17 protein-coding genes and 5 pseudogenes are annotated in these 20103 nt (G+C 64.1%); 2 read left to right on the top strand and 20 right to left on the bottom strand.

Annotated elements, in window-relative coordinates; all coding sequences use genetic code 11:
* Positions 1 to 84: 84 nt before the first annotated feature.
* Both HNP02_RS36230 and HNP02_RS36225 read right to left on the bottom strand, forming a co-directional pair.
* Entirely contained in the window at positions 85 to 1713 is a 1629-nt protein-coding gene (locus HNP02_RS36230) for a metallophosphoesterase (protein ID WP_221318429.1), read from the bottom strand.
* A 174-nt stretch (positions 1714 to 1887) separates the two neighbouring features.
* Positions 1888 to 2622: a TIGR02206 family membrane protein gene (locus HNP02_RS36225; RefSeq protein ID WP_375373753.1), complete on the bottom strand. Its 735-nt coding sequence runs from the start codon at positions 2620 to 2622 to the stop codon at positions 1888 to 1890.
* 230 nt (positions 2623 to 2852) lie between these two features.
* On the opposite strand from HNP02_RS36225, the pseudogene HNP02_RS36220 reads away from it, so the two are divergent.
* Positions 2853 to 3521: pseudogene (locus HNP02_RS36220) on the top strand (class I SAM-dependent methyltransferase); the annotation flags it as partial.
* A gap of 71 nt (positions 3522 to 3592) precedes the next feature.
* Here HNP02_RS36220 and HNP02_RS36215 read toward each other — a convergent pair.
* The 5 genes from HNP02_RS36215 to HNP02_RS36195 all read right to left on the bottom strand — a co-directional run bounded on the left by HNP02_RS36215 (position 3593) and on the right by HNP02_RS36195 (position 7430).
* Positions 3593 to 4330, bottom strand: coding sequence for an esterase (locus HNP02_RS36215; RefSeq protein ID WP_184445486.1), 738 nt, complete (start codon positions 4328 to 4330; stop codon positions 3593 to 3595).
* Entirely contained in the window at positions 4291 to 4794 is a 504-nt protein-coding gene (locus tag HNP02_RS36210; RefSeq protein WP_309241815.1) for a DUF4232 domain-containing protein, read from the bottom strand. Before HNP02_RS36210 ends, HNP02_RS36215 begins: the two co-directional genes overlap by 40 nt.
* Before the next feature lie 8 nt (positions 4795 to 4802).
* Positions 4803 to 6107 carry a hypothetical protein gene (locus HNP02_RS36205; protein WP_255507382.1) on the bottom strand — a complete coding sequence of 435 codons (1305 nt, stop codon included), beginning with the start codon at positions 6105 to 6107 and terminating at the stop codon, positions 4803 to 4805.
* Positions 6108 to 6145: 38 nt separating this feature from the next.
* Positions 6146 to 6685 carry a hypothetical protein gene (locus HNP02_RS36200; protein WP_184445485.1) on the bottom strand — a complete coding sequence of 180 codons (540 nt, stop codon included), beginning with the start codon at positions 6683 to 6685 and terminating at the stop codon, positions 6146 to 6148.
* Positions 6686 to 6854: 169 nt separating this feature from the next.
* Entirely contained in the window at positions 6855 to 7430 is a 576-nt protein-coding gene (locus tag HNP02_RS36195; RefSeq protein WP_184445484.1) for a hypothetical protein, read from the bottom strand.
* A gap of 223 nt (positions 7431 to 7653) precedes the next feature.
* On the opposite strand from HNP02_RS36195, the gene HNP02_RS36190 reads away from it, so the two are divergent.
* Complete coding sequence (locus tag HNP02_RS36190) at positions 7654 to 9132, top strand: alpha/beta hydrolase-fold protein (RefSeq protein ID WP_309241814.1); 1479 nt, start codon at positions 7654 to 7656, stop codon at positions 9130 to 9132.
* Between the two features lie 21 nt (positions 9133 to 9153).
* Here the strand turns inward: HNP02_RS36190 and HNP02_RS36185 are convergent, their stop codons facing one another.
* The 13 genes and pseudogenes from HNP02_RS36185 to HNP02_RS36130 all read right to left on the bottom strand — a co-directional run.
* On the bottom strand, positions 9154 to 9339 hold the full coding sequence (locus HNP02_RS36185) for a hypothetical protein (protein WP_184445483.1): 186 nt from the start codon (positions 9337 to 9339) through the stop codon (positions 9154 to 9156).
* Positions 9340 to 9398: 59 nt separating this feature from the next.
* Positions 9399 to 11330 carry a glycosyltransferase family 39 protein gene (locus HNP02_RS36180; RefSeq protein WP_184445482.1) on the bottom strand — a complete coding sequence of 644 codons (1932 nt, stop codon included), beginning with the start codon at positions 11328 to 11330 and terminating at the stop codon, positions 9399 to 9401.
* Between the two features lie 33 nt (positions 11331 to 11363).
* Positions 11364 to 11777, bottom strand: a pseudogene (locus tag HNP02_RS36175) (CoA-transferase); the annotation flags it as partial.
* A gap of 771 nt (positions 11778 to 12548) precedes the next feature.
* A complete protein-coding gene (locus tag HNP02_RS36170; protein ID WP_375373752.1) occupies positions 12549 to 12884 on the bottom strand; it encodes a DUF732 domain-containing protein in 336 nt (111 codons plus the stop codon).
* Positions 12885 to 13284: 400 nt separating this feature from the next.
* Positions 13285 to 13395 (bottom strand): annotated as a pseudogene (locus HNP02_RS43255) (CAP domain-containing protein); the annotation flags it as partial.
* A 26-nt stretch (positions 13396 to 13421) separates the two neighbouring features.
* Positions 13422 to 14471: an ABC transporter ATP-binding protein gene (locus HNP02_RS36165; RefSeq protein WP_184445480.1), complete on the bottom strand. Its 1050-nt coding sequence runs from the start codon at positions 14469 to 14471 to the stop codon at positions 13422 to 13424.
* Positions 14472 to 14512: 41 nt separating this feature from the next.
* Complete coding sequence (locus HNP02_RS36160) at positions 14513 to 14779, bottom strand: fibronectin-binding protein (RefSeq protein ID WP_255507379.1); 267 nt, start codon at positions 14777 to 14779, stop codon at positions 14513 to 14515.
* Between the two features lie 12 nt (positions 14780 to 14791).
* Complete coding sequence (locus HNP02_RS36155) at positions 14792 to 15640, bottom strand: alpha/beta hydrolase-fold protein (RefSeq protein ID WP_184445586.1); 849 nt, start codon at positions 15638 to 15640, stop codon at positions 14792 to 14794.
* A gap of 251 nt (positions 15641 to 15891) precedes the next feature.
* Positions 15892 to 16386 (bottom strand): annotated as a pseudogene (locus tag HNP02_RS36150) (CAP domain-containing protein); the annotation flags it as partial.
* Positions 16387 to 16746: 360 nt separating this feature from the next.
* On the bottom strand, positions 16747 to 17457 hold the full coding sequence (locus tag HNP02_RS36145) for a hypothetical protein (protein WP_309241813.1): 711 nt from the start codon (positions 17455 to 17457) through the stop codon (positions 16747 to 16749).
* Positions 17454 to 18134 carry an Mce protein gene (locus tag HNP02_RS36140; protein WP_184445479.1) on the bottom strand — a complete coding sequence of 227 codons (681 nt, stop codon included), beginning with the start codon at positions 18132 to 18134 and terminating at the stop codon, positions 17454 to 17456. Before HNP02_RS36140 ends, HNP02_RS36145 begins: the two co-directional genes overlap by 4 nt.
* 1125 nt (positions 18135 to 19259) lie before the next feature.
* Positions 19260 to 19628: a hypothetical protein gene (locus HNP02_RS36135; RefSeq protein ID WP_184445478.1), complete on the bottom strand. Its 369-nt coding sequence runs from the start codon at positions 19626 to 19628 to the stop codon at positions 19260 to 19262.
* Positions 19629 to 19630: 2 nt separating this feature from the next.
* Positions 19631 to 19984, bottom strand: a pseudogene (locus tag HNP02_RS36130) (glycerol acyltransferase); the annotation flags it as partial.
* Positions 19985 to 20103 lie beyond the last annotated feature (119 nt).

The raw sequence follows: 20103 nt of genomic DNA, 5'->3' as shown, positions 1-20103 counted from the left end.
GTTCAGTCCAGGTTGTTGGTTCGGAAACTCATGGCCATTTGGTTGCCTCCCCGAACCTGTGCGCTCGCTGTGAGCAGACTCAGGTTAGCTGCGCACCTGGCGGCGGTAGGTGAGTTTGTCGAACTCGCGACCATATTCGTCGACGGCGACCACGTCCATCTCGCTGACGAGGTAGCCCGGACGCACGTCGACCCGGATGAAGGCATATCCGCGGTACCGCACCCGCGACCAGCCGACCGCCTCTTCTTGCTTGCCGCCCTGGGCGTCCCAGACGTAGCTGTTGGGCACGAACGTGTCGGCGAGTTCGTTGCCGCGGTAGCTCTCCAGCTCGCCTGGCTGAAAGTCGTACCGTGGCCGGCCGCCGCATCCGACCGTGTAATAGACGGTGCCGTCGGTTTCGGGGTAGACGATGCCGTTGTCGGCGGCGACCGTCGTCGGCGTGTTGGCCCGGATGGGGTCGGAGCGCTCGAAGACGTGGTTGTGGCCCTGCAGCACCAGGTCGACCTGGTAGCGATCGAAGAGCTTGGTCCACGCCGCCCGAACTCCGCCGTCACTGGCGTGCGACGCGGTGGTCGAGTATGCGCAGTGGTGAAAGAAGCACACGATGAAGTCGATGTCGGGGTTGGCGCGGTGCGCGGCCAATGTGCGCTCCGTCCAGGTGTTTTGGGCGCCGTGCGAGTACCCAGTGTTGGCGGTGATCTCGTAGCTGACGTCGTTGGCATCCAGTGAGAGCACCGCGACGTTGCCGTAGGTGAACGAGTACACCGACGGGCACGCCTTGGGGCCGTTGCCGGGAAAGTCCATCCGCGCCAGATGCCCGCCGTAGCCGTGCGTCGGGTACGCCGCTTCCATGTCGTGGTTGCCGGTGGCGAACATCCACGGCGTCGTCGACGCACTGGCCTCGATCAACCCGAAGTAGACGTCCCACACGAAGGGGTTGAACCTGTCGAAGCCGGACGGAGGCTTGCCCGACTTCATGAACTTCGGAGGCTTCCCCGCACCGTCGGGGTCCGCGTAGGCGATGTCGCCTGCGAGCACGTGAAAGTCCGGGTTGGACGCGATGATCTGGTTCATCACGTTGGTGGTGTGCGGGACGGTGGGATCGTTGTCGGCCTTGTAGTAGTTGTCGTCGTAGTCGCCGGCAGTGAGGCCCGGCGGTAGCAGCGGTGTCTCGTCGGTGCCCTGGTCGCCGATCATCGTGAACCGGAACGGGCCCACCGCATCTCGCACACTGGGCATCCCGGTCGTCGCCGAGCGGACGTCGGTGATGAATCCGTCCGCGGTGCGCCATTGATAGAAGTGCGGCATGCGGCCAGGCAGGCCGTCGACGGGAGCGTGGGCGTAGAACTGTTCGGCTCCCAGCACCCCGCCATCACCTGCGGGAATCTGAGTCACCAGGTTGCGGACCTCCGCCTCGACGCTCGCGCCCAGCGCCGGTGTCGGCCCGTGGTCGAGGAAGACCTTGGTGCCCTTCGGGTTTCGCGACAGCTGCGCCGCGAGACGCAACTGGCTGGATGCATCGCTGCCATACCCGACCCGCCGGTTTGCCACCGCCAGTTGCACATCCTCGGCATAGGCACGACGACCGAACGGCGACAGCCCCACCGCGGCGACCGCCGCCGCAGCTGCCGAGCCACGCAAGAAGTTCCGCCGCGACACGCGATGGCGACGGAGATTGGCCTGATGCCACTCGAACTGCTCGTCCATCGACATGTTGGCGGCCACTGCCGGCGGGATTCCGGTATCGGGGATCTCCCCGGCAGTGCTCAGACGATGAGTAGGCACCACTGGATGCTCGCGCACGCACCACCGTGAAGCCAGCCGAGGGATGGAACCGCTGGGGAACGTTCGGTAAACATCTCGCTTGCCGTCGACCGGACTGCACGATCAGACGACCTGTGAGCCGTCGTTGGCGTGTAGCCGTTTCCGCTCCCATGGCCAGGTCATCAAGGCCCACACGATGATGACGATGGTGGTCTCGGCGAGCACGTACACCGGCCACGGACCCAACGCGTCGAGCACGCTCGCGGTGGGCGGTTTCGCGTTGAGATAGCCGTAGTTGGTTGCCGCGATCACGTTGAACGTGAAGGTGAATGCCGCCCATACGACTGTTGCGACGACCGCGAACCGGTAGCTGCGCCACGTCGGCCGCATCCCACGCCCCCACGTGAGATAGATCGCCGACCAGACGACGAGCACGTGCAGCGCAAAGAACGTGACGAACAGATGGTGCGGGAAGTCGGGCGCACCTTCCTCAGGTGTGCCGATGTCCGGGGTGATCAACGCTTGTGAGCTGAGGACCAGGCCCCAGAAGTACGTAAGTGAGAACGCCCAATGCCGTTGCGACCACAGGGCATAGACCGCCACGAGCTCCGCGACGTCGCACAGCTGCAGCGGCACCGAAGTATCCATGGTGGGCCGGATCAGTTTGTACACCAGCGCCGCGATGAACACCGCAAGAAGCAGGACGGCCAGGACGCGGCCGAGCAGCCGCGCCTGCGATTCGGTCTGCCTGCGTCCGATCCAGACCAGGAACGCAGCGCCGATCACGAAGATCCCGAGCACCACCAAGTGCGATGGGCCGTATGCCGAGAACTCCCGTTGTGTAGCCAACAGCTCCATGAACTCCACAGTTTCGTCGTACACCATTGTCTGCAGGGATTGGATTGTTTGCAGGGATTTGCTGACTCGACTTGCCTCAGTCCAGCTGACAGAGCGATTACCGACTCATCCCATCCACGATGGCGTCGGCAACGAATCACTGGGGTGGCGGACAACCAGACGGTGGTCGGTGAGCTGATACTGCCCGGCGGGAGACCGCGCAGTGCAGCCCCGTCGCGAACATGGCAACGACCCTGCTCGACGTCGGTTGCGGCTGGGTGCAGCCATGATGCGTGCTGTCGAGAGGCACGACGTCAACGTCATCGGTCTGACGCTGTCGCACAACCAGAAGACACACATCGAGCGATTATTCGACGGCTCGCCCGGCGACAACCGTATGGAAGTACGGCCGTCGTCGTGGGAGGAGTTCAACGAGCCGGTGGACCGCATCGTGTCGATCGGCGCCTTCGAGCATTTCGGCTTCGCCAAGTACCAAGACTTCTTTCAGAAGGCCTACAAGCTGATGCCCGACGACGGCGTGATGCTGCTGCAGAGCATCGTCGCCCCCAGCACAGATGAATACCACGAACGCCAACTGCAGATCACCATGTCGCGCCTGCGGTTCGTCAAGTTCATCCTCGACAAGATATTTCCCGGCGGCCGACTGCCGCTCATCGCTCAGGTCGAGGAACACGCCGCCAGCGCCGGATTTCAGGTGACCCGCGTTCAACGGCCTGCGGTCGCACTATGCCCGCACCCTGGACACCTGGGCGGGCAATCTCGCATCCAAACAAGACCAGGCGATTGCGGTCACCTCGCGCAAAGTCTACGACAGATACCTGCGCTACCTGAGCGGCAGTGCCGATCTGTTCCGCAACGGCTTTATCGACGTCTGCCAATTCACCTGCGAAAAGAGCTAGCACACCGGTCATCTCGCTGATCGAGCCGTACGCTGCCTTCTGGCAGGGTGCGGCTCGATCCGTCGCCCCTGCTAAGCCAGCACGGACGCCAGCTCCGAGCGAGGCACCGAGACCCGTTGTGGCCCAGCGACTTGGGAGAGCCACATGCCTTGCGGGATGTAGAAGATCACCGCATCGTCGGTCAACGCGAAATTCTGGTACGTCCGCGCCCCCAAGGTATTTGGCGGTACTGGACCGGGGTAGCCCTCCGAGTGCTTGTCCATGTCGCGCTGGACGATCGGGTCGAGCACCGCTACCGGGTCGACTCCCGGTTTGAACAGAGCGTCGAAGGCGATCGGGGTATGTGTGCCCACGTCGTAGTTGAAGGACTGGAATCCCGTCACCGGGTGGGCACCGAAGTCGCGGTAGATCTCGAAGACGACGCTGGCGGTGCCCGAGGCCGCGGTTCCCGACCGGTAGGCGTGCGGTTGCACCCCATGTTCGTACGGCCAATCGCGTGGCGGGAGCGTGGCAACGAAGTTCAGGAAGTCGTCCCTGTCCTGCGTCACGAAGTCCGTCAGCGTCTGTTGATCGGGATAGTCGAGTGGATACTCGACGTCGAACGAGTACGTGGCGGTCTTGGTCTCGATGTGGCACGTCTGGTCGGTCCGCACCGTCCCGCCGAGGTCCGCACAGCCCGCGGCCGGAGTCGCCGGTTGTGCGGACGCGGGAGCGCTGAACATCGTCGCGAAGACCGCGGCGGCGGCCAAGGCGATGAGCGGCTTGCGGATCACCATTCCGACCCCATGGGGTGTACCTGAAGTTCGCATGTGTCGATTCCTACTGGGACGGTGAATGTTTCGGTGGTATCTGGCGCGGTCACCAGGAGCTGCGTGTACGTCGGGCACAGCCGGTTGTAGTCGTTCCTGTCCACGGCGACACCTTCCACCACGGCGTACTGAGGCTGGTCGGCTGCCACCGTCACGGTCGGCAATTCGTCGGTCCGCAGTCCGCCCTGAAATCCGGACAGGGTGCGTTCGGCGTGCAGCAGGGGGCCGCCGTCTCCGGTATCGACGCCGGGGTAGCCGGTCAGCGTGCACGGCTGATCACTGGGTGCCAGGACGAACTTCAGCACTACTTCGCGATGACCAGAAGCGGACTGCTCCAACCCGTACTGGGCCACCACCTGCCCCGTCTGGCACGGCGGCGCGGAGTTGGCCTGTGCGGTGGCAGGCATTCCGACGGTTGCTGCGAAAGCCGTTGCCACCGCTGCCAATACAGTGAGCCGTTTCACGGTGTGCCTCACTTCTCGCTCGGGTAGAGACGGACATACTCGATGCCGCCGCCCTTGGTGATCGGCGGCCCGAGTAGCACGGTCGAGGTGTTGGCCACGGGATCGTAGGTGACCAGCGATGTCCCACCGCCGCACCCGACCTCTCCGACGACCACCAGCTTGTCACCGCTCACGCCTGCGAGTTCGACGCTGTCGGAGACGCCGGGGATGTCCACCCGTTGAGTGCCCCCATCCGGTGTCAGCCGGGACACGAATGCGGTGCCGCATGGTCCCGCGGTCGGAAGGAACGTGCCACTGGGCAGTTCGTATGCGTTCCAGTTGCCCAGGTTGTCCTCGAAGTGAGGATCGTTCTCCTCGTGCGTGTTGAACCCGGTCAACGCGGTGGGCTTGCCGCCGTCGAGCGGGACCTTCCATAGCTGCTCTCCTGCGCCGCTGGTGCAGTGTGTGAGGACCACGCCGGGGGTCCACCACTTCACCGGGGAGCACTTCGCCTCGGGCATCGGCGTCGCCAGCGTGCGGACGATCGACCCGTCGTTGCCCATTACCACCAGGCTGTTGTCGGTCCTCGGCGCGATCTCGTTGCCGAGGTTCTCGGTGGCCAACACGAGCTGAGTTCCGTCGGGCGTCTCCAAGTAGTCGCCACCGAACCTTCCCGCACCGCCCAGATCCTTGATCGGGTAGACGAATTGCTCGGTGCCTGCCATGTCGATCCGCTTGAGCGTGCGGGACTCGTCTTCGTTGAAGCCGGCCTCCAGTAGCGCCTTGCCGTCCGGACGGGTGTAGGCCGGGGTGCCGTGGACCGGAACGGAGGTCCGTACGCCGGTGTGCAGATCGATGGAGATCGCCGTGTCCTCGACACCGTGCGTCGACTTGAACAGGGCTTGGCTACCGTCGCCTGACCAGTCGACCAGGACCGGCAGGCGGTCGGCAGGCGGGAACTCGGTGATCGAGTAACGGTCACCGGCCGGGCTGACGAGGTACAACACGTTGGTGGCGGTCTCGAGCGTCGGTTCGCCCGGCGCGGGTTGATTGCCGGGCATGTGTGGCGTGACGGGGGTCCACACGGCCAGCATCCATCCGGGGCCGACCTGCGGCCAGGGCACGTCGCCGATGGCACGCTCGGGGCCATTGGCCACGGCGGGGGTTGCCGCGGGTGTGGCCGCAGGCGCCGATGCCAAGGCCGATGCACTCGGGCTCGATTGCACAGCAGTCGAATTCGAGGACGACGAGCAACCGGTCAGCAACAGCGACGCCGCAGCGACGATGCCGAGGCCGGCGCGCCAGGCGGCGGCGTTGGTCGAAATGTGCTTCAAGACGGTTCCTTTCGTAACGTTGGTTGAGCGGTGAGTGGCTAGGCGTTGATCCGGGTGATCGCCGTTCGGGCGAAGCGTTCGACGGTGTCGCAGTACTCGTACGCGGCAGTCGATCGGTAGATGCGACCTCCGTCCAGGAGAACCAGGATGGTGGTGGACGGCGGTGTCACCTGCGGCTCGAATACGCACTCCGCGTTGATGCCGAGCCCGCCGACGGTCTCGGCGCCGGGTTCTGTCGCGGCGTTGGCGAGCCTGGTGCCCGCGTCCACCAGGGACGCGCCTGGAAGCAACAGCTCGGAGGTGATCCCGAGACCCGTGCCGTCTCCGGTTACGGCATAGAAGCAGTGCGGACCGTTCGACCCTGCCGCGTCGTCGGTCGGCTCGGGAGTCACCGGCTTGCCGAGGATGTCGGATGCTTCGGCCGTGGTCACCCAGTCGCACGGGCGGAACGCCTGTGGCGCCGCCGGATCCGCGGGTTGGGCCGAGCTCGCGGGACACAGGGCCAGCGACGACACCGCTGCGCCGACGGCGAACACCGCGATGGCGGTCCATGCGGACGTGCGCCCCATTCCGGACATGTGGCTTCCCTTCGGTCACCACGAATGCTGCTAGCAACGCCTTGGCAAATTCTTGGTGCCCGCAATCAGACACATCAGTGCTGATCAGACCACGATTCGAGGCGCCGTGAATCAGAAATGGGAGATAGTTTCGCGCAGCCTTGGCGCACGCTCACAGCCTCGACCGGGGTCAGCCGACCTGCGGCACGACCAGGTTGGCGAGTTCGATGTCGTCGGCCCGGTCCTGATCGGTTTGGGCGGCGCCCTTGTTGGACACGTTGACACTGATCAGAAGGCCGTCCTTCACGGCAACGAGGCTTCCACCCGCGGCGAACCAATAGGCCTCATAGTCGACGCCTTCAACCCGATTCTCCGGACGAATCACGTGGAAGTGGTTGACCGGCGCCGTGGGATCGGTCGGCACCGGAAAGACCTCGACGGACACGGATCGATTGCTGCCGGTGTAGTAGCACGCGTTGTCACCAACGGGCATCGGCGGATTGGACTCGTAGGTGAGCTGTCGTTGGGCGTCGCCGCCGGCGTACTTCTTGGCGACTTCAGGGGTGAGCAGATCGCACGGCTGGCGTGTCAGAGCGATGCTCGTCGGCGTGGCACTCGGGGGCGCGCTACTCGACGGTGCGGTGCTCGACGGTGCGGTGCTCGAAGCCGTGGTGGTCACAGCTGGGGTGCTCGGTGTCTGACACGCCGCGACCGAGGTGATGACAGCGGCGCCCATCAGTGCAACGGCCAAGGCTCGGGTAGACATCAGACTCAGTATCGCCGCCTTGTCTGTGCCTGCTGCCAGTTTCAGTGCCCGACCCGACACAGAATTTCTTCGGCGATCATGACGGATGGACATGGGAGTTACCTATGTGCCTCGTGGCGAGTTCTAGAAACCGCTACGACCTGCGGCAGATGCGCGTACGGCCGGGACGGCTCTACCGTGGAGGCGGCCCGCGGCACCGACGCACCGGGCCCGGATCGTCTGGGTGAGAAGGGAAACCGCAAGCACCGTGTTCGGGCTGCCGCTCAATCCCCCGCCGGTTCCGTCGCCGGCACCCACACCGGCACCGCAATTGCCGCCGCCGGACTTTCATGCATTCCATAGCGGCGTCTCGCTGCTCGGCGGATGGTTTCCGCTCACCATCGAAATCGTCACGGTCGTCGCCGTGGTGGCCGTGTTGGGCTGGCGGACCAAACGCTGGCGTCTGCTCTGGGTTCCGGTGAGCGTTCTCATCGCGGTCCTCGGAGCGTTGGGGGCGCGGCTGTACACGGACTCCGAGGGGCTGGCCTCCGACCCGGCGCCGCTGACGCTGTGGATCTGGATCGGCGTCTTCGTGGGCACAGTTGCGGTGGCCGCGCTCGGCTGGCGCGGCACAGGGTGGCGGCGACGCACCCTGTCGGTGCTCGCGATCCCGTTGTCGTTGTTCGCGGCGTTGTTGGCGCTGAATCAGTGGGTCGGCTACTACCCCACCTTGCAGGCCGCATGGGGCGGTCTGACGGCCGGCCCGCTGCCCGATCAGGTCGAAGCGAGCGGTCTGCCCGGGCTCCGAGGCACCCACCCATCGAGCGGCAAGCTGGTCGAGGTCGACATCCCAGACACCGCAAGCGGTTTCAAGCACCGCAGCGAATACGTCTACCTACCACCCGCGTGGTTTTCCGGTGACACGCCGCCGCGACTGCCGGTGGTGATGATGATCGGCGGTGAGTTCAACACTCCGGCGGACTGGATGCGCAGCGGCAACATCAAGCCGACCATCGACGGCTACGCCCAAGCCCACGTCGGCCAGGCGCCGATCTTCGTCTTCGTCGACTCCGGCGGCAGCTTCAACAACGACACCGAATGCGTCAACGGGCCGCGGGGCGACGCGGCCGACCATCTCACCAAAGACGTACGCCCCTATGTGATCTCGGAGTTTGGGGGCTCCCCCGACCCCGCCAACTGGGGCATCGTGGGATGGTCCATGGGCGGTACCTGCGCGATCGATCTCACCGTGACCCATCCCGAGCTGTTCCACGCATTCGTAGACATCGCCGGCGACCACGGACCGATCGCGGGCACGAAACAGCAGACCATCGACCGCCTCTACGGGGGCGACGCCGCGCAGTGGGCGGCCTACGACCCGGCGACCGTGATGGCCAAGCACGGCCCCTACGTCGGGGTGTCGGGCTGGTTCGAGGACACCCCCAAGGTCTCCGACGAGCAGATGAAGAAGCTGCTCCCCGGCGGATTTCAACCGCCCCCGCAACCGGCGAACGCTCTGGGCCTCGGCGGTCACGACGAGTTTCGCAACGGCGCCGAAGACCAGGTCGGCGCCGCCCAGGACCTATGCGACGCCGCTACCAAGGTGAACATCTCGTGTTCGGTGCACACCATCGCGACCTTCCACACGTGGCAGTTCGCCGCCTACGCGTTTTCCGATGCACTGCCGTGGTTGGCCGGACAGATCGGCACCCCTTCGCACTGAACCGTCGCGCACGCCAGATCTTCAGAGCACGGCGTGGACTGCACTGGCCACGGCGAACGTGGCGAAGAAGCCGATGATCGCCCAGACGATCGGGCGGCGTTGCTTCTCCATCGCGACGATCGCAGCGACCACGGCGGCGGCGACGCTCCCGACCAGGAACGCGATTTCGGCACCGAGGGGAGCGATCACGCCAGCACTTGTCACCATGCCGGAACCGTAGGCAGCCAACCTCGTGGCCACCTCGGACCGGACTGGGAGGAGGCGCCTTAGTGAGCAGGCGTCGCGAGGTCGTAGACGGTGTCGGAGCCGACCTTGATCGGTGCGAAGGTTGCTGCGACCCAGTTGCTGATGTCCGAGTGCTGCTTGCCGCCGCCAGGTCCGCCGCGCTGGTCGTCCGGCGCGATGAAGTATGTGACCTGATGGTTGGCCACGTACTGCTGGAATTGGCTCAAGGTCGGGACGGGGTCCGAGCCGGAGAAGCCGCCGATGGCCATGACCGGGGTGTTGGTCGACAACTCCAAACCAGCTGCCGTCGACGATCCGTCGACGGCCGCCGACCACTTGGTCAGGGTGCCGTCGAGCAGGCTGTCCAGTGCAGCGTTGTCGACGTTCTGGCCGTGCATGCCGCCGCCCGTGCGGCCCGCTTGCATTGGGGCCGCGGGCCCTACGTTGGCGTTGCCGCCGGCGTGGGACTGCCCGATGGTCGCCAGCGCGTAGGCCGTGGAACCGGCCAGTGCTACGCCAAGCCCCAGTACCAGCGATCCGGCCGCCAGCCGTCGGCGCTGCGGTGCGGCAAGCGAGAGCAGCAAGACCACGATCGCCGCGACGGTCATCGCCAGAATCGTCCAGCGCAGCGCGGGCAGCCACTGTGCATTGCGGCCAAGGAGCCACCAGCTCCATACGCCGGTCGACCCGATGAGCACCGCGAGTCCGACGCGGCCGAACCACGAGGATCGCTTGCCCCACGCCTCGTTGACACCGATCGCAAATGATCCTGCTACCGCAGGTGCCAAGGACAGGCAGTAATACGGATGGATCGTGCCGCTCATGTAGCTCAGCACCAGTCCGTCGACGAGCATCCAGCCGCCGAACAGGATGGCGCCCGCGCGGACGAGGTCGGTGCGTGGGGCGCGCCGCCGTGACACCAGCACCAGCGCCACGGCGAGCAGCGCGGCGGGAAGCAACCAGCCGATTTCGAACCCGAACTCTCCGGAGAACAGCCGCCCCAGACCGGCCGCCTGACGACCCGGACCGCCGAACCCGCCATGGTGGACCGCTCCGGCGTCCGGGTGCGCACCGCTCGCCGCGCCGCCGCCCGGCTGCTGTCCGGGATCGCCGTGGTTACGCCCGAGGACGCGGGCGAACCCGTTGTAGCCAAGGACCAGATTCATGAAGTTGTTGTCGGTCGAACCCGCGATGTAGGGCCGTGACGGCGCCGGCCACAGCAGCGTCAGCCCGACGAACCAACCCGCCGACACCAGGAATGCCCCCAGCGCGCCGAGCAGATGCAACAGTCTGCGACGGACCGAGGTCGGCGCTGCGACCAGATACACCAGGCCGATCGACGGCATCAGCATGATCCCTTCGAGCATCTTGGCCAGGAACGCGAACCCCAACGCCACCCCTGCCAACGCGATCCACTTCGCGCTCGCTCGTTCCAACGCGCGCACCGCGCAATATGCGGCCGCCATCATCAGCAACACCATCACCGCGTCGGGATTGTTGTACCGAAACATCAACGCCGCCACGGGCATCAGCGCCACCGCCGCCCCAGCCACCAAGGCCGCGCGTGGTCCGCTGATCCGACGCACCGCGCCGTAGAGCAGCGCCACCGCCGCCACGGCCATCAACGCCTCGGGAACCAGCATGCTCGCACTGCTGAATCCGAAGATCTGACCCGACAAGCCCATTACCCATTGCGACACCGGAGGCTTGTCGACGGTGATGAAGTTGTTCGAGTCCAGCGAGCCGAACAGCAACGCCTCCCAGTTCGTCGAACCAGCTTGCGCCGCACCGGCATAGAACTGATTGCCCATCCCGTTGACGGTGATGTTCCACAGGTACATGACCGCGGTCGCGACTAGGAGAACACCGAGACCAATCCGATCCCAGGTACCCGAACTGATCCGTCGGCGCCGGGGCACGTCGCCATCGTCGGCAATCGGCGCTGGCGCAGCCGCGTCCAATGTCAGAGTCATGACTCCATTGAGACACCCCAACTGATGTGCAATCTATGTGGAGCTTTTGCGTTTCCTTTGAGCCAAAGCGGAACGGTTCACGGTGTAGTGCGGCGCTAGCTGGCCGCGGTTCCCGGCCTGAATCTGGCGGTCAGCTGGTCGGTTGAGATGAGAAAGTCTCGCGATGCGCGGTTCGCTGTCGCCGTGGGTGTCGAGGTCGAAGATGCCGTGTTCGGTGTAGACGCGGTTCATGCAGCGCAACCCAGTGAGTGGGTACGTGCATGCGGGAACCAGTTTTGCGGTTCCGTCCTTCGCGCACAGGCTCATGATGACGAAGACGCGTTTAGCGCCGATGGCGAGGTCCATGGCCGCCGACGGCGGGATCGCGTCCGGGGCGCCGGTGTGCCAGTTGGCAAGGTCGCCGTTCTTGCTGACCTGGAAGGCGCCGAGTACGCAGACGTCGAGGTGGCGTTCATGGTTAAACTTCGTACCGAAAAATCGTTGGATTTTGGGAGGAGCGAGACGATTTGCTAGATCGGCGAGGAGTGGAGAGAAACGGGTTCTAATATCGTGCGGTTCGCTTCTTGGTGTCGATACTGTTTTGGGTGCGCACGGTGTCGAACCGGACCTGCGCCGACTCGGCGATCACAGCCGACTGCACACAGGACGCTCTAGCCAATAACACTGATACGCATTGTCTTTCGGCGCCTCTGAACGTAAGCGAAGTTTCGCCGCAGCGGCATTCGTCCGCCAATCGTTGACGCCGTCGGCAATAGACCGCAGACGTCCCCGATACGCCGCTGCGCGCAGCGCGCAGCGCGGAAATCTACCGCAACATTTTTTGCGTTAGTTGACTGACGAGAATCTCTCAGTTCTTTCGACGCAAGTGTCTCGGCGGTTGTGTCAACACCCCCTCCGGGGATTTCGCCCCAACGGATTTGCAGTCCGGCGTTCTCGGCGTCGGATCGCATCAAGCTATGTCGGCTATGCATTCATCACCGCAGTGACCACGCTTCGTGGCGCCAGATCGGTTGGGGAGTATTGCATCACGACAACCATCGTCACCGTGATGGTGGCGATCAGCCTGCTCTCCCTGAGCGCGGAGTCCTGATCCGGTACGCAACCGGTACGTCGATCCGGGTTGGCATTCGGGCAACGAAAGGCGAGGCGCGAGGCTGCTTTACGCCGATGCCATCGCCAGTAAGACCGAACCACACCCGCCGCGTTGAAGGTCGGCGCTTACCCGGGTGGTGGTCGATAACCTGCCGCGGAGTTACGCAACTGCCAGATCTGCGCGGGGCATAGAATGCCGACTGCGTAGGAAACGAGGTAATTCGCCGCGAACTCGTCGTTCGGAAGTACGTCACTCTTTACCTCTGCCATGATCTGCGGGTAGCCCTCGCCGCTAAGCACCTTGTCGCAGATCCCGTGGCCGTAGCCGATCGCGTCATTGTTTGGAAAGTCATAGTGTCGGCGCACCATCACGTTGTACGTGTACTCGACCTCGGGCGCCGGAACAGCATGCGCCACGGGTACTGGGGCCTGCGCGAGGGAGCCGACAGCGATCGAAACCACGGTTAGTGCCGTTATCGTCTTGCCGCGCTTGGGAGATAAAAGCCTATCGGCCTTAGGAGACAGATATTTTTGAGTCTGCTCGTCGTGTGGGTGGCAGCTTCTTGAACTCGTCCTGATCGGTCTAGTCATGATCTACTCGCTTTCGAGCTCACGTGGATTGGCACCTGCCCGCCGCCTTTCATCCTGCTTCCCGTCGTGTCATTGGCGCCGCGTAGGTGGCCTCATGGCCATGCCTGGCGAGCGCGGCCGCAGCGACGTCGAGAATGGCAGCGCCCTTAAGCAGCAACGGTTTCGAAGCCGCGCGCTGTTATTAAAAAACCACGACGGGTTGACTAGCTGCCGCTTGTGGACCAGTAAGCATTCCGGCTATGTCATGGGATGCGCTGGGCACCGCATCCCCTTAAACAGGCGGGTACGCCGGTGGCGGGTAGACACCACGCAGCGCCCACGGGAACCAATTCAAGAAGTACTCGACCTCATCACTTGCGTCGTAGTCGGGGTTGGGATCCATTATGGTGCATCACCTTTCGGATATCATCATTGTCCGGAGTTTCCGGCCAAGGCCTGAGCATGCTCGTCGTAATCCAGTTCCCGCGCCCCGTATGCGGGGGTGCGGTCGAGGTCGTCGCGGATGGCTTCCTGCGCGGCCGGCGGCAGGGTGTGCATGATCTCGCGCACCCGCGCCTGACGACGGGCCACAGCCTTGCGCTCCGGCATACCGGGTGTCGCGTTGACCTGGGGCGGAACGCCCTCGACCTCTTCGGTACCACCGTCGTGGTGACCGGCGTCGATCATGGCCTGCTCCTCGGCCATCGTCGACTCGTCCTTCTCCTCCGACATACCGATCGGCCCGATCCGGCGCCCGTTGAGGAACTGCTTGACCACCGGCTCATCGGAGGTCAACAGGACCTCGCGAGGGCCGAACATCACCAGGTGCTTGCGGAACAGCATGCCCATGTTGTCGGGCACGGTGCGGGCGATGTTGATGTTGTGCGTGACGATCAGGATCGTGCAGTCGATCTGGGCGTTGATGTCGATCAGCAGCTGCGACAGATACGCGGTGCGGACGGGGTCCAGACCGGAGTCGGGCTCGTCGCACAGGATGATCTGCGGATCGAGGACCAGGCTGCGGGCCAGCCCGGCGCGCTTGCGCATACCGCCGGAGATCTCACCGGGGAACTTGGTCTCGTCACCGGTCAGACCGACCAGGTCGAGCTTCTCCATGACGATCTGGCGGATTTCGGATTCCTTCTTCTTCGTGTGCTCACGAAGCGGGAACGCGGTGTTGTCATACAGCGACATGGAGCCGAACAGCGCACCGTCCTGGAACATCACCCCGAACAGGGTGCGGATCTCGTAGAGCTCCTTGGCCGAACACTCGATGATGTTGGTGCCATCGACGACGATCTTGCCGCGCTCGGGGCGCAGCAGCCCGATCAACGACTTCAAGAACACCGACTTGCCGGTACCGGACGGGCCGAGCAGCACGCTGACCTCACCAGCGGGGATCTCGAAGGTGACGTCCTCCCAGATTCGCTGGGGCCCGAAGGACTTCGTCAGTCCCTCAACCTGAATACCGATACCCACGTAGATCTGCTCCCTGTCGTTCGAAACTTCTGCGGTACCAGTTAGCTACAGCCATCGATACAAACGTCGCCAGCCGGTGGTGAATCTGCTGGCGGCACAGCGGAATCCCATGGAGGCGGTTCCTTGGTCAGATCGATGTCATGATCCAGATCGGGTGCGACCGGTACCATCCTGCACACGAAGAACAACTTCAGCGGGCAGGAAAAATCGGATGGGTCAGCGGCCGCAGGGATTGCGTGGGCGGTCTGCACACCGATAATGCCGAGCGCGACAACCATTGCCTGCAGAGTCTTTTTCACGCGGCGCATGTGCTTTCCTCGCTATTTGATGGTTGCAGACAAGTCGCCGGACATGGCCGCCAGTTGTGGTCCCCAGCTCGACCAGTCGTGCTGACCGCCAGCCGGGAAATCGAAGTGTCCGTTGTTGGCGCCGATGCCGCGGTAATGCAAGTAGAAGCTGCGGTTGCTCCCTTGTGCCTGATCGCAGTAGCCGATCATCGCCGCGGGATCGCTGCATGTGAGGGTCTGCGGGCTGAAAACCCAGAGCCGTGTGTTGTTGTCGGCGAGCAGTTGCAAGTGAACGTCGGGGTCGTGCCACTTCCAACGACCAAGCTGCGGCAAACCCCACATGTTCCGGGTATCTACGCCGCCGTACTGCGCGAGGCCCGCAGTGATCGCGCCGTTGAACGTGGTTGACGACGGCGTGAGGAAGCCCGACAGCGAGCCAGCGTAACGGAACCTGTCCGGGTGGAACTCCGCCATCATCAGTGCACCAGTACCGCCCTGGGCGGCGCCAACGATTCCGTGGCCGCCGGGTGCGAGACCCTTGTTTGCGGCCAACCAGTCCGGCAACTCGCTCGACAGGAAGGTTTCCCACTGGCGACTGCCGTCCTGCTCCCAATCGGCGTAGAGGCTCCATGCGCCGCTCGCTGGTGCAGCCACCGAGATGCCCTTGCCTGCAAGGCTATTCATCGCATTGCCCGCGGTAACCCATTTGCTGACATCAGGTGCGGCATTGAAAGCGTCGAGCAGGATCACCGCGTGCGCGCCTCCGCCCTGGAACGCGACCGGTATATCGCGGCCCATCGCCGCGGACGGCACCATCAGATACTCGACTGGGGTCTGAGCTCTGGCGTGCCCGGCTGTCCACAAACTCACGCCCAGAACCATCACCAGCACGGCGCGCAACGTGACGATGACGCGACGAGGGTGTGGCACATCGTCACCGACGCCGAGCGTGAACCGGCGTCGGCGAGAACTGAGGGACAGCGTGTCATGCATCGGAATACCTAACGTCGCCATGTGAACCGGTCAGCCGCGCGGACGCCCCGCATAGTCCAGGCGAACCAGTTGACGTCGTACTCGACATCGCTAATGTCGTAGTCGGGATTGGATTCATCTGTTTACGCCGCATCCGACCCGTAGACCGCGACCACTACGGTGCGGTCGAGGCTGCTTTCGGACCACACCCCGATGTGGTCGTAGGCACAGTCCTGCATGATCGCCATGTAGGCGGGGTTGTAATACCACTGGTTGATGAGTTCGATACCGCTAATCGCCAACGCGGGATTGATGGCGACTGTCTCGGCAACTCGCCCGGAGTATCCTGCGGCCTTGGCGCGGTCTGGTGGAGTGGAATTGTCGCTGCCGATGTCGCCATCCAGCGCTCGGTTGTTGAGTACGTCGTTGGTGTGCCACTGGGCGGCTAGCTCCAGCTGCGGGTTGATGCGCTGTTTCGTCGTGCAGCCGGCTTGGTGCTGAATCGTGTACACATTGGCGACCACACCGTCGTTGAGCCGCTTATTGTCAGCGCGCGCCGCCGGAATGCCCACCGACGCCCCGGCCGCCAACACCACCGCGATCGCGGTCAAGGCGAGACTGCTTCGGGTCCTGTTCGGCGAAACCCTGTGGTGCATGGTCATTTTGCGCGCCCCTCCCCATGTGTTACGGCGCCGCCGACGGAGGGTACCCCAGAAGCAGAATTGCGCGGCTGCCAAGTCAATTCCGAGCCCGACTCGTTGACCGTCTGATTGATCAGATGCGCGAAGTGGCAATCGTCGGGGTTGCTGTAGTCGGCTTCGGTCGTCGACGGTCTGTCCAACGACCACCACGCCATCTGCGTTGGCGGAGTTATAGCCCTGGCGCACAGTCACATTCACCAGGCACGCCACCACATCGACGCGAGCCCTGACCGCCGCATGCCAAGCCATACTGTTGGCGGCAGCGCTGCTCCGGCCACGAACCTACGGTGCGTTGTCTTCATGACGTGTCGCCATCTAGACGGGATCGAATCCAGATATCAACCAATGGCCGCCAAGCTTGTCGAGAGTCACCTTGACAGTGGACGCCGTTTCGGTCGGCGCACCGTTGCCCATGACGACGGTCTGGTTGACGAACACCAATACCACCGAACGGCTCGGGCTCGCAGAGACCGACGCCGCGGCAGGTACTACAGCCGTCGCCGAAATCTTCTGCTGCTTGGCCCCAGGAATGACTACGTCATGGGTCAGCGATGTATAGGAGTCCCGGAAGTCACCCGTGAGGAGATCCCGCGCCGCGCCGAGCTGTTGTTCGACGGTGTCGGGCTTGTAGGACAGCAACGCAGTCGTGCCGTCCTTGGCGGCCTGAACCGACTCAACGCCGGCAACCGTAGCGTCCCGCACCGAGGAGTCTTGCCATTTGAGGAACCCCGCCGCCACCGCCAGCACTAGTGCGAGCGCGGGCAGCACACCAAAGGCCAGTACCCGAGACCAGTTGACCCCGCGCTTGGTCGAGCCGCCATCGTCTGGATGGACTTCTTCGGCGTCCGGCGCCGCGTCCCCAACGGCCTCGTCGCATGTCGTCTCGTCGACGTCTTGGGTGACGTCGTCGGTGGCCGGTTCCCGAGTCTCTTCGCCATCGGAGTCGCCGGGAGTGACCTCCGACGATGCAGTGTCGTGGCTGGCGCTGGTGACGTCGGCGGGAACGTCGGTCTGTCGAGTGGTCACGGCACGAACTCCACGTTTGACACCTTGTCTTGATCGCCGACCTTCTGGACCGAGATCCGCATGCGCCATGCGCGCGACCGCTGTTCTGCTGCACCGGCATTGGTCGTCTTGACCGCGACCGCGACCAGGACCTGGGCGTCGGTGTCGGATTCAGACTCGAGACCCGCCTCGGTGATGGTGCCAATCGACTTCGACTGCGCGTGCTTGACTGCGTCGATGAACGGCCGGGAACGCTTCTGGAAATCGTCGCGGAAGTTGCCGGTGGCCGAATCCACGATGCGCGCCACGTCGGTGTCGGCTTCCTGCCAGTCGATCGTGGTCAGATTCAGCGCGCCCTGCCGACCGACCGAAAGGAACATGGCTCGCTGCTCATCGGCCTGGCGGGCCTGATGAGCGCGGAAACCCAGCCAACCGGTCAGGCCGCCCAACAACAGAAGAGCAACGACGCCGAAGATCGTCGCCAGGCGCACGCGCGGCATCCGGCGCCTGTCCGCCGGCTCAGCCGTTGCCTCGCCGATCTTCGGCTCGTCGTCGGCTGAGTCCGCCACCTCGGCCTCTCCGACGTCTGTTTCGGACCCGGGTCCCTCTAGTCCCCGCTGATCGTCGGCTTCAAGGTCGTCATCGCCATCGATCACCAGTGGCGTCTCACGATCAGCCTCGCTTTGCACGCTCCGCATCACTGGATACCTCCACGGTAATCGCCTGCGCCAGCTTGATTTTCGATCTGCCTCAACGAGGGCTTGGTCATGAACTCACTCAATTCGCCGCCGGGTTCGCAGCATCGCTTGACATGCTTGGCCGATGGGCTCAGCCGAGCTCGGGCATAGCGCCCGCCTTGCTGGCATAACAACCACGCGTCTTTCCTCCGTCTGACGACATCGTCGAGGGCCACCACTGAGCGACCCAGGACACAACCTAATCCAAGTTAGACTTAGATCACATTGATGGCAATACCCATGTTTTATAGTGCGGTGATACCTCGGTATATCATTTGATTTTCTGACGGCACTGCTAGTTTTCTGGTTCAGAGTAGAGTCGCGCCTGCGGAACCCTGAGAAGCTACTCCGTGGTCAGTGACTAGGGATATGACGCCAATGACGACCGGCGCCATCACCGTGGTGGTCGACGCGACCCTCCTCCATCGTCCGCACTCGAACCGGGACGAGGAATCCAGCGGTTGCCGTCGCGCGGGCGACCGCGCAACGGCATCTGTCACAAGGCGGTGTCGTCATGGTCGATAGCGAACTGCACTCCGTTGTGCTGGCGATGGACTATCGAGTGGACGACGTCGCGCGAATGCGTTCAATGCTGGACCGACGCCGAATCCTGTTGAGCGGCATGGGCGCCCACCATCTCGTGATGTATAGCTCCATTTGGGAGTCCGGACGCGTCCTTGTAACGGTCGGTATCCGGCACCGGCAATCTGTCGAGGAACTCCTCCGGACACCGTTGATCTTCGAGTGGTTCGACGCTGCGGGCGTGAACGACATACCCGCGGTCTTCGCGGGTGAAGTCGTCGAAAAGATCGACCTAGCGGAAGACGCGACCGGGACGGAGGTGCCGGGACTGATCATCGGTGTCATCGCCCGGGTGGAGGAGGTTGCAGTATTGCTGGCCAAAGTGCACAGCGGGCTCAACCGATTCCGACGGGCGGGTGTCCGAAAGATCTGGATATACCGGGCGTTTGACGACGACCGGGAACTGATGATCCTGCAGGAGGTGGACTCGGAAGGCAGCGCACGACAGTGGATCGGTCGGCCAGATCTCGCAGCGGAGTGGATGTCAGCCACGGGGTCCGCGGACTATCCACCGGTCTTCGTCGGCGAATTGGCACAGATCATCAGCGCCGACGAATCGCGATTGTCGACGCCGCGCCATGTCTCCGGCGTCCCGCCGCCAAGACCTTGCAGCGCTGTCGCCAATGCGTCGCACCGACCGTCGAGCTGCCGATAGGTGAGGGTGCCGATCTCGTCGACCAGGGCGGGTCGGTTTGGACAGCGGCGAGCCGACGTCGCGATACCGATCGTCGTCGACGTGCCTTCACGCCGGACGGCCGCGACCATCCGTACGTACTTGTCGGGTCGCAGCGCAGCCAGGAGTCGCGCCCGGATCAGGGTGGCCAGTACTTCACGCAACTCGGCCACGCGGTCCAGAAGTGTCGACGAGGCCATGGTCAGCCGACGATCGGGAGCCGGCGTTCGGCGGCCAACTCGTCCAGGGCATGCTGCATCACCGAGCGCACGTAGCCATCCACCTCGTCGGGGTCGGGTTCCTCACCGAACTCGGCGACGGTGTCGATCGGGCCGAGCACCTGGGTCACGATCTTGGTGGGCATCGGCAGGTTCAGGGTCAGCCCGAGGCTCAACCCGAACGGGAAGCCGAACGAGAGGGGCAGGATTTTGAGCCGCGCCAGCTTGTCGAGTTGCGGTAGTTGCGCCAGCCAAGTGCAGCGCGACAGGTAGAGCTGGCTCTCCTGCCCGCCGATGGACACCACGGGGACGATCGGGACGTCAGCCGCGAGCGCGGCCGGTTGGCCGGGATGAAGCCAACGCGCCTAATGGGAGTCGATCAGCGTGTCCTTGACGGGGATCTTGGTTCTCGAGCGGGAGGCTGATTACCGAGCCGCCGGCCGGTGAGCACTGTCGT

The sequence above is a fragment of the Mycobacterium sp. AZCC_0083 genome (genome assembly GCF_014202335.1).
Taxonomy (GTDB): Bacteria; Actinomycetota; Actinomycetes; order Mycobacteriales; family Mycobacteriaceae; genus Mycobacterium.
This window is presented reverse-complemented; position numbering and strand designations above follow the sequence as displayed.

Coding starts and splice junctions, on each gene's coding strand:
- HNP02_RS36230 (WP_221318429.1), bottom strand. CDS start 1,713: ATGTCGATGGACGAGCAGTTCGAGTGGCATCAGGCCAATCTCCGTCGC.
- HNP02_RS36225 (WP_375373753.1), bottom strand. CDS start 2,622: ATGGAGCTGTTGGCTACACAACGGGAGTTCTCGGCATACGGCCCATCG.
- HNP02_RS36215 (WP_184445486.1), bottom strand. CDS start 4,330: ATGCGAACTTCAGGTACACCCCATGGGGTCGGAATGGTGATCCGCAAG.
- HNP02_RS36200 (WP_184445485.1), bottom strand. CDS start 6,685: ATGTCCGGAATGGGGCGCACGTCCGCATGGACCGCCATCGCGGTGTTC.
- HNP02_RS36195 (WP_184445484.1), bottom strand. CDS start 7,430: ATGTCTACCCGAGCCTTGGCCGTTGCACTGATGGGCGCCGCTGTCATC.
- HNP02_RS36185 (WP_184445483.1), bottom strand. CDS start 9,339: ATGGTGACAAGTGCTGGCGTGATCGCTCCCCTCGGTGCCGAAATCGCG.
- HNP02_RS36180 (WP_184445482.1), bottom strand. CDS start 11,330: ATGACTCTGACATTGGACGCGGCTGCGCCAGCGCCGATTGCCGACGAT.
- HNP02_RS36160 (WP_255507379.1), bottom strand. CDS start 14,779: ATGCGCCGCGTGAAAAAGACTCTGCAGGCAATGGTTGTCGCGCTCGGC.
- HNP02_RS36155 (WP_184445586.1), bottom strand. CDS start 15,640: ATGGTTCTGGGCGTGAGTTTGTGGACAGCCGGGCACGCCAGAGCTCAG.
- HNP02_RS36140 (WP_184445479.1), bottom strand. CDS start 18,134: ATGCGGAGCGTGCAAAGCGAGGCTGATCGTGAGACGCCACTGGTGATC.
- HNP02_RS36135 (WP_184445478.1), bottom strand. CDS start 19,628: ATGGCCTCGTCGACACTTCTGGACCGCGTGGCCGAGTTGCGTGAAGTA.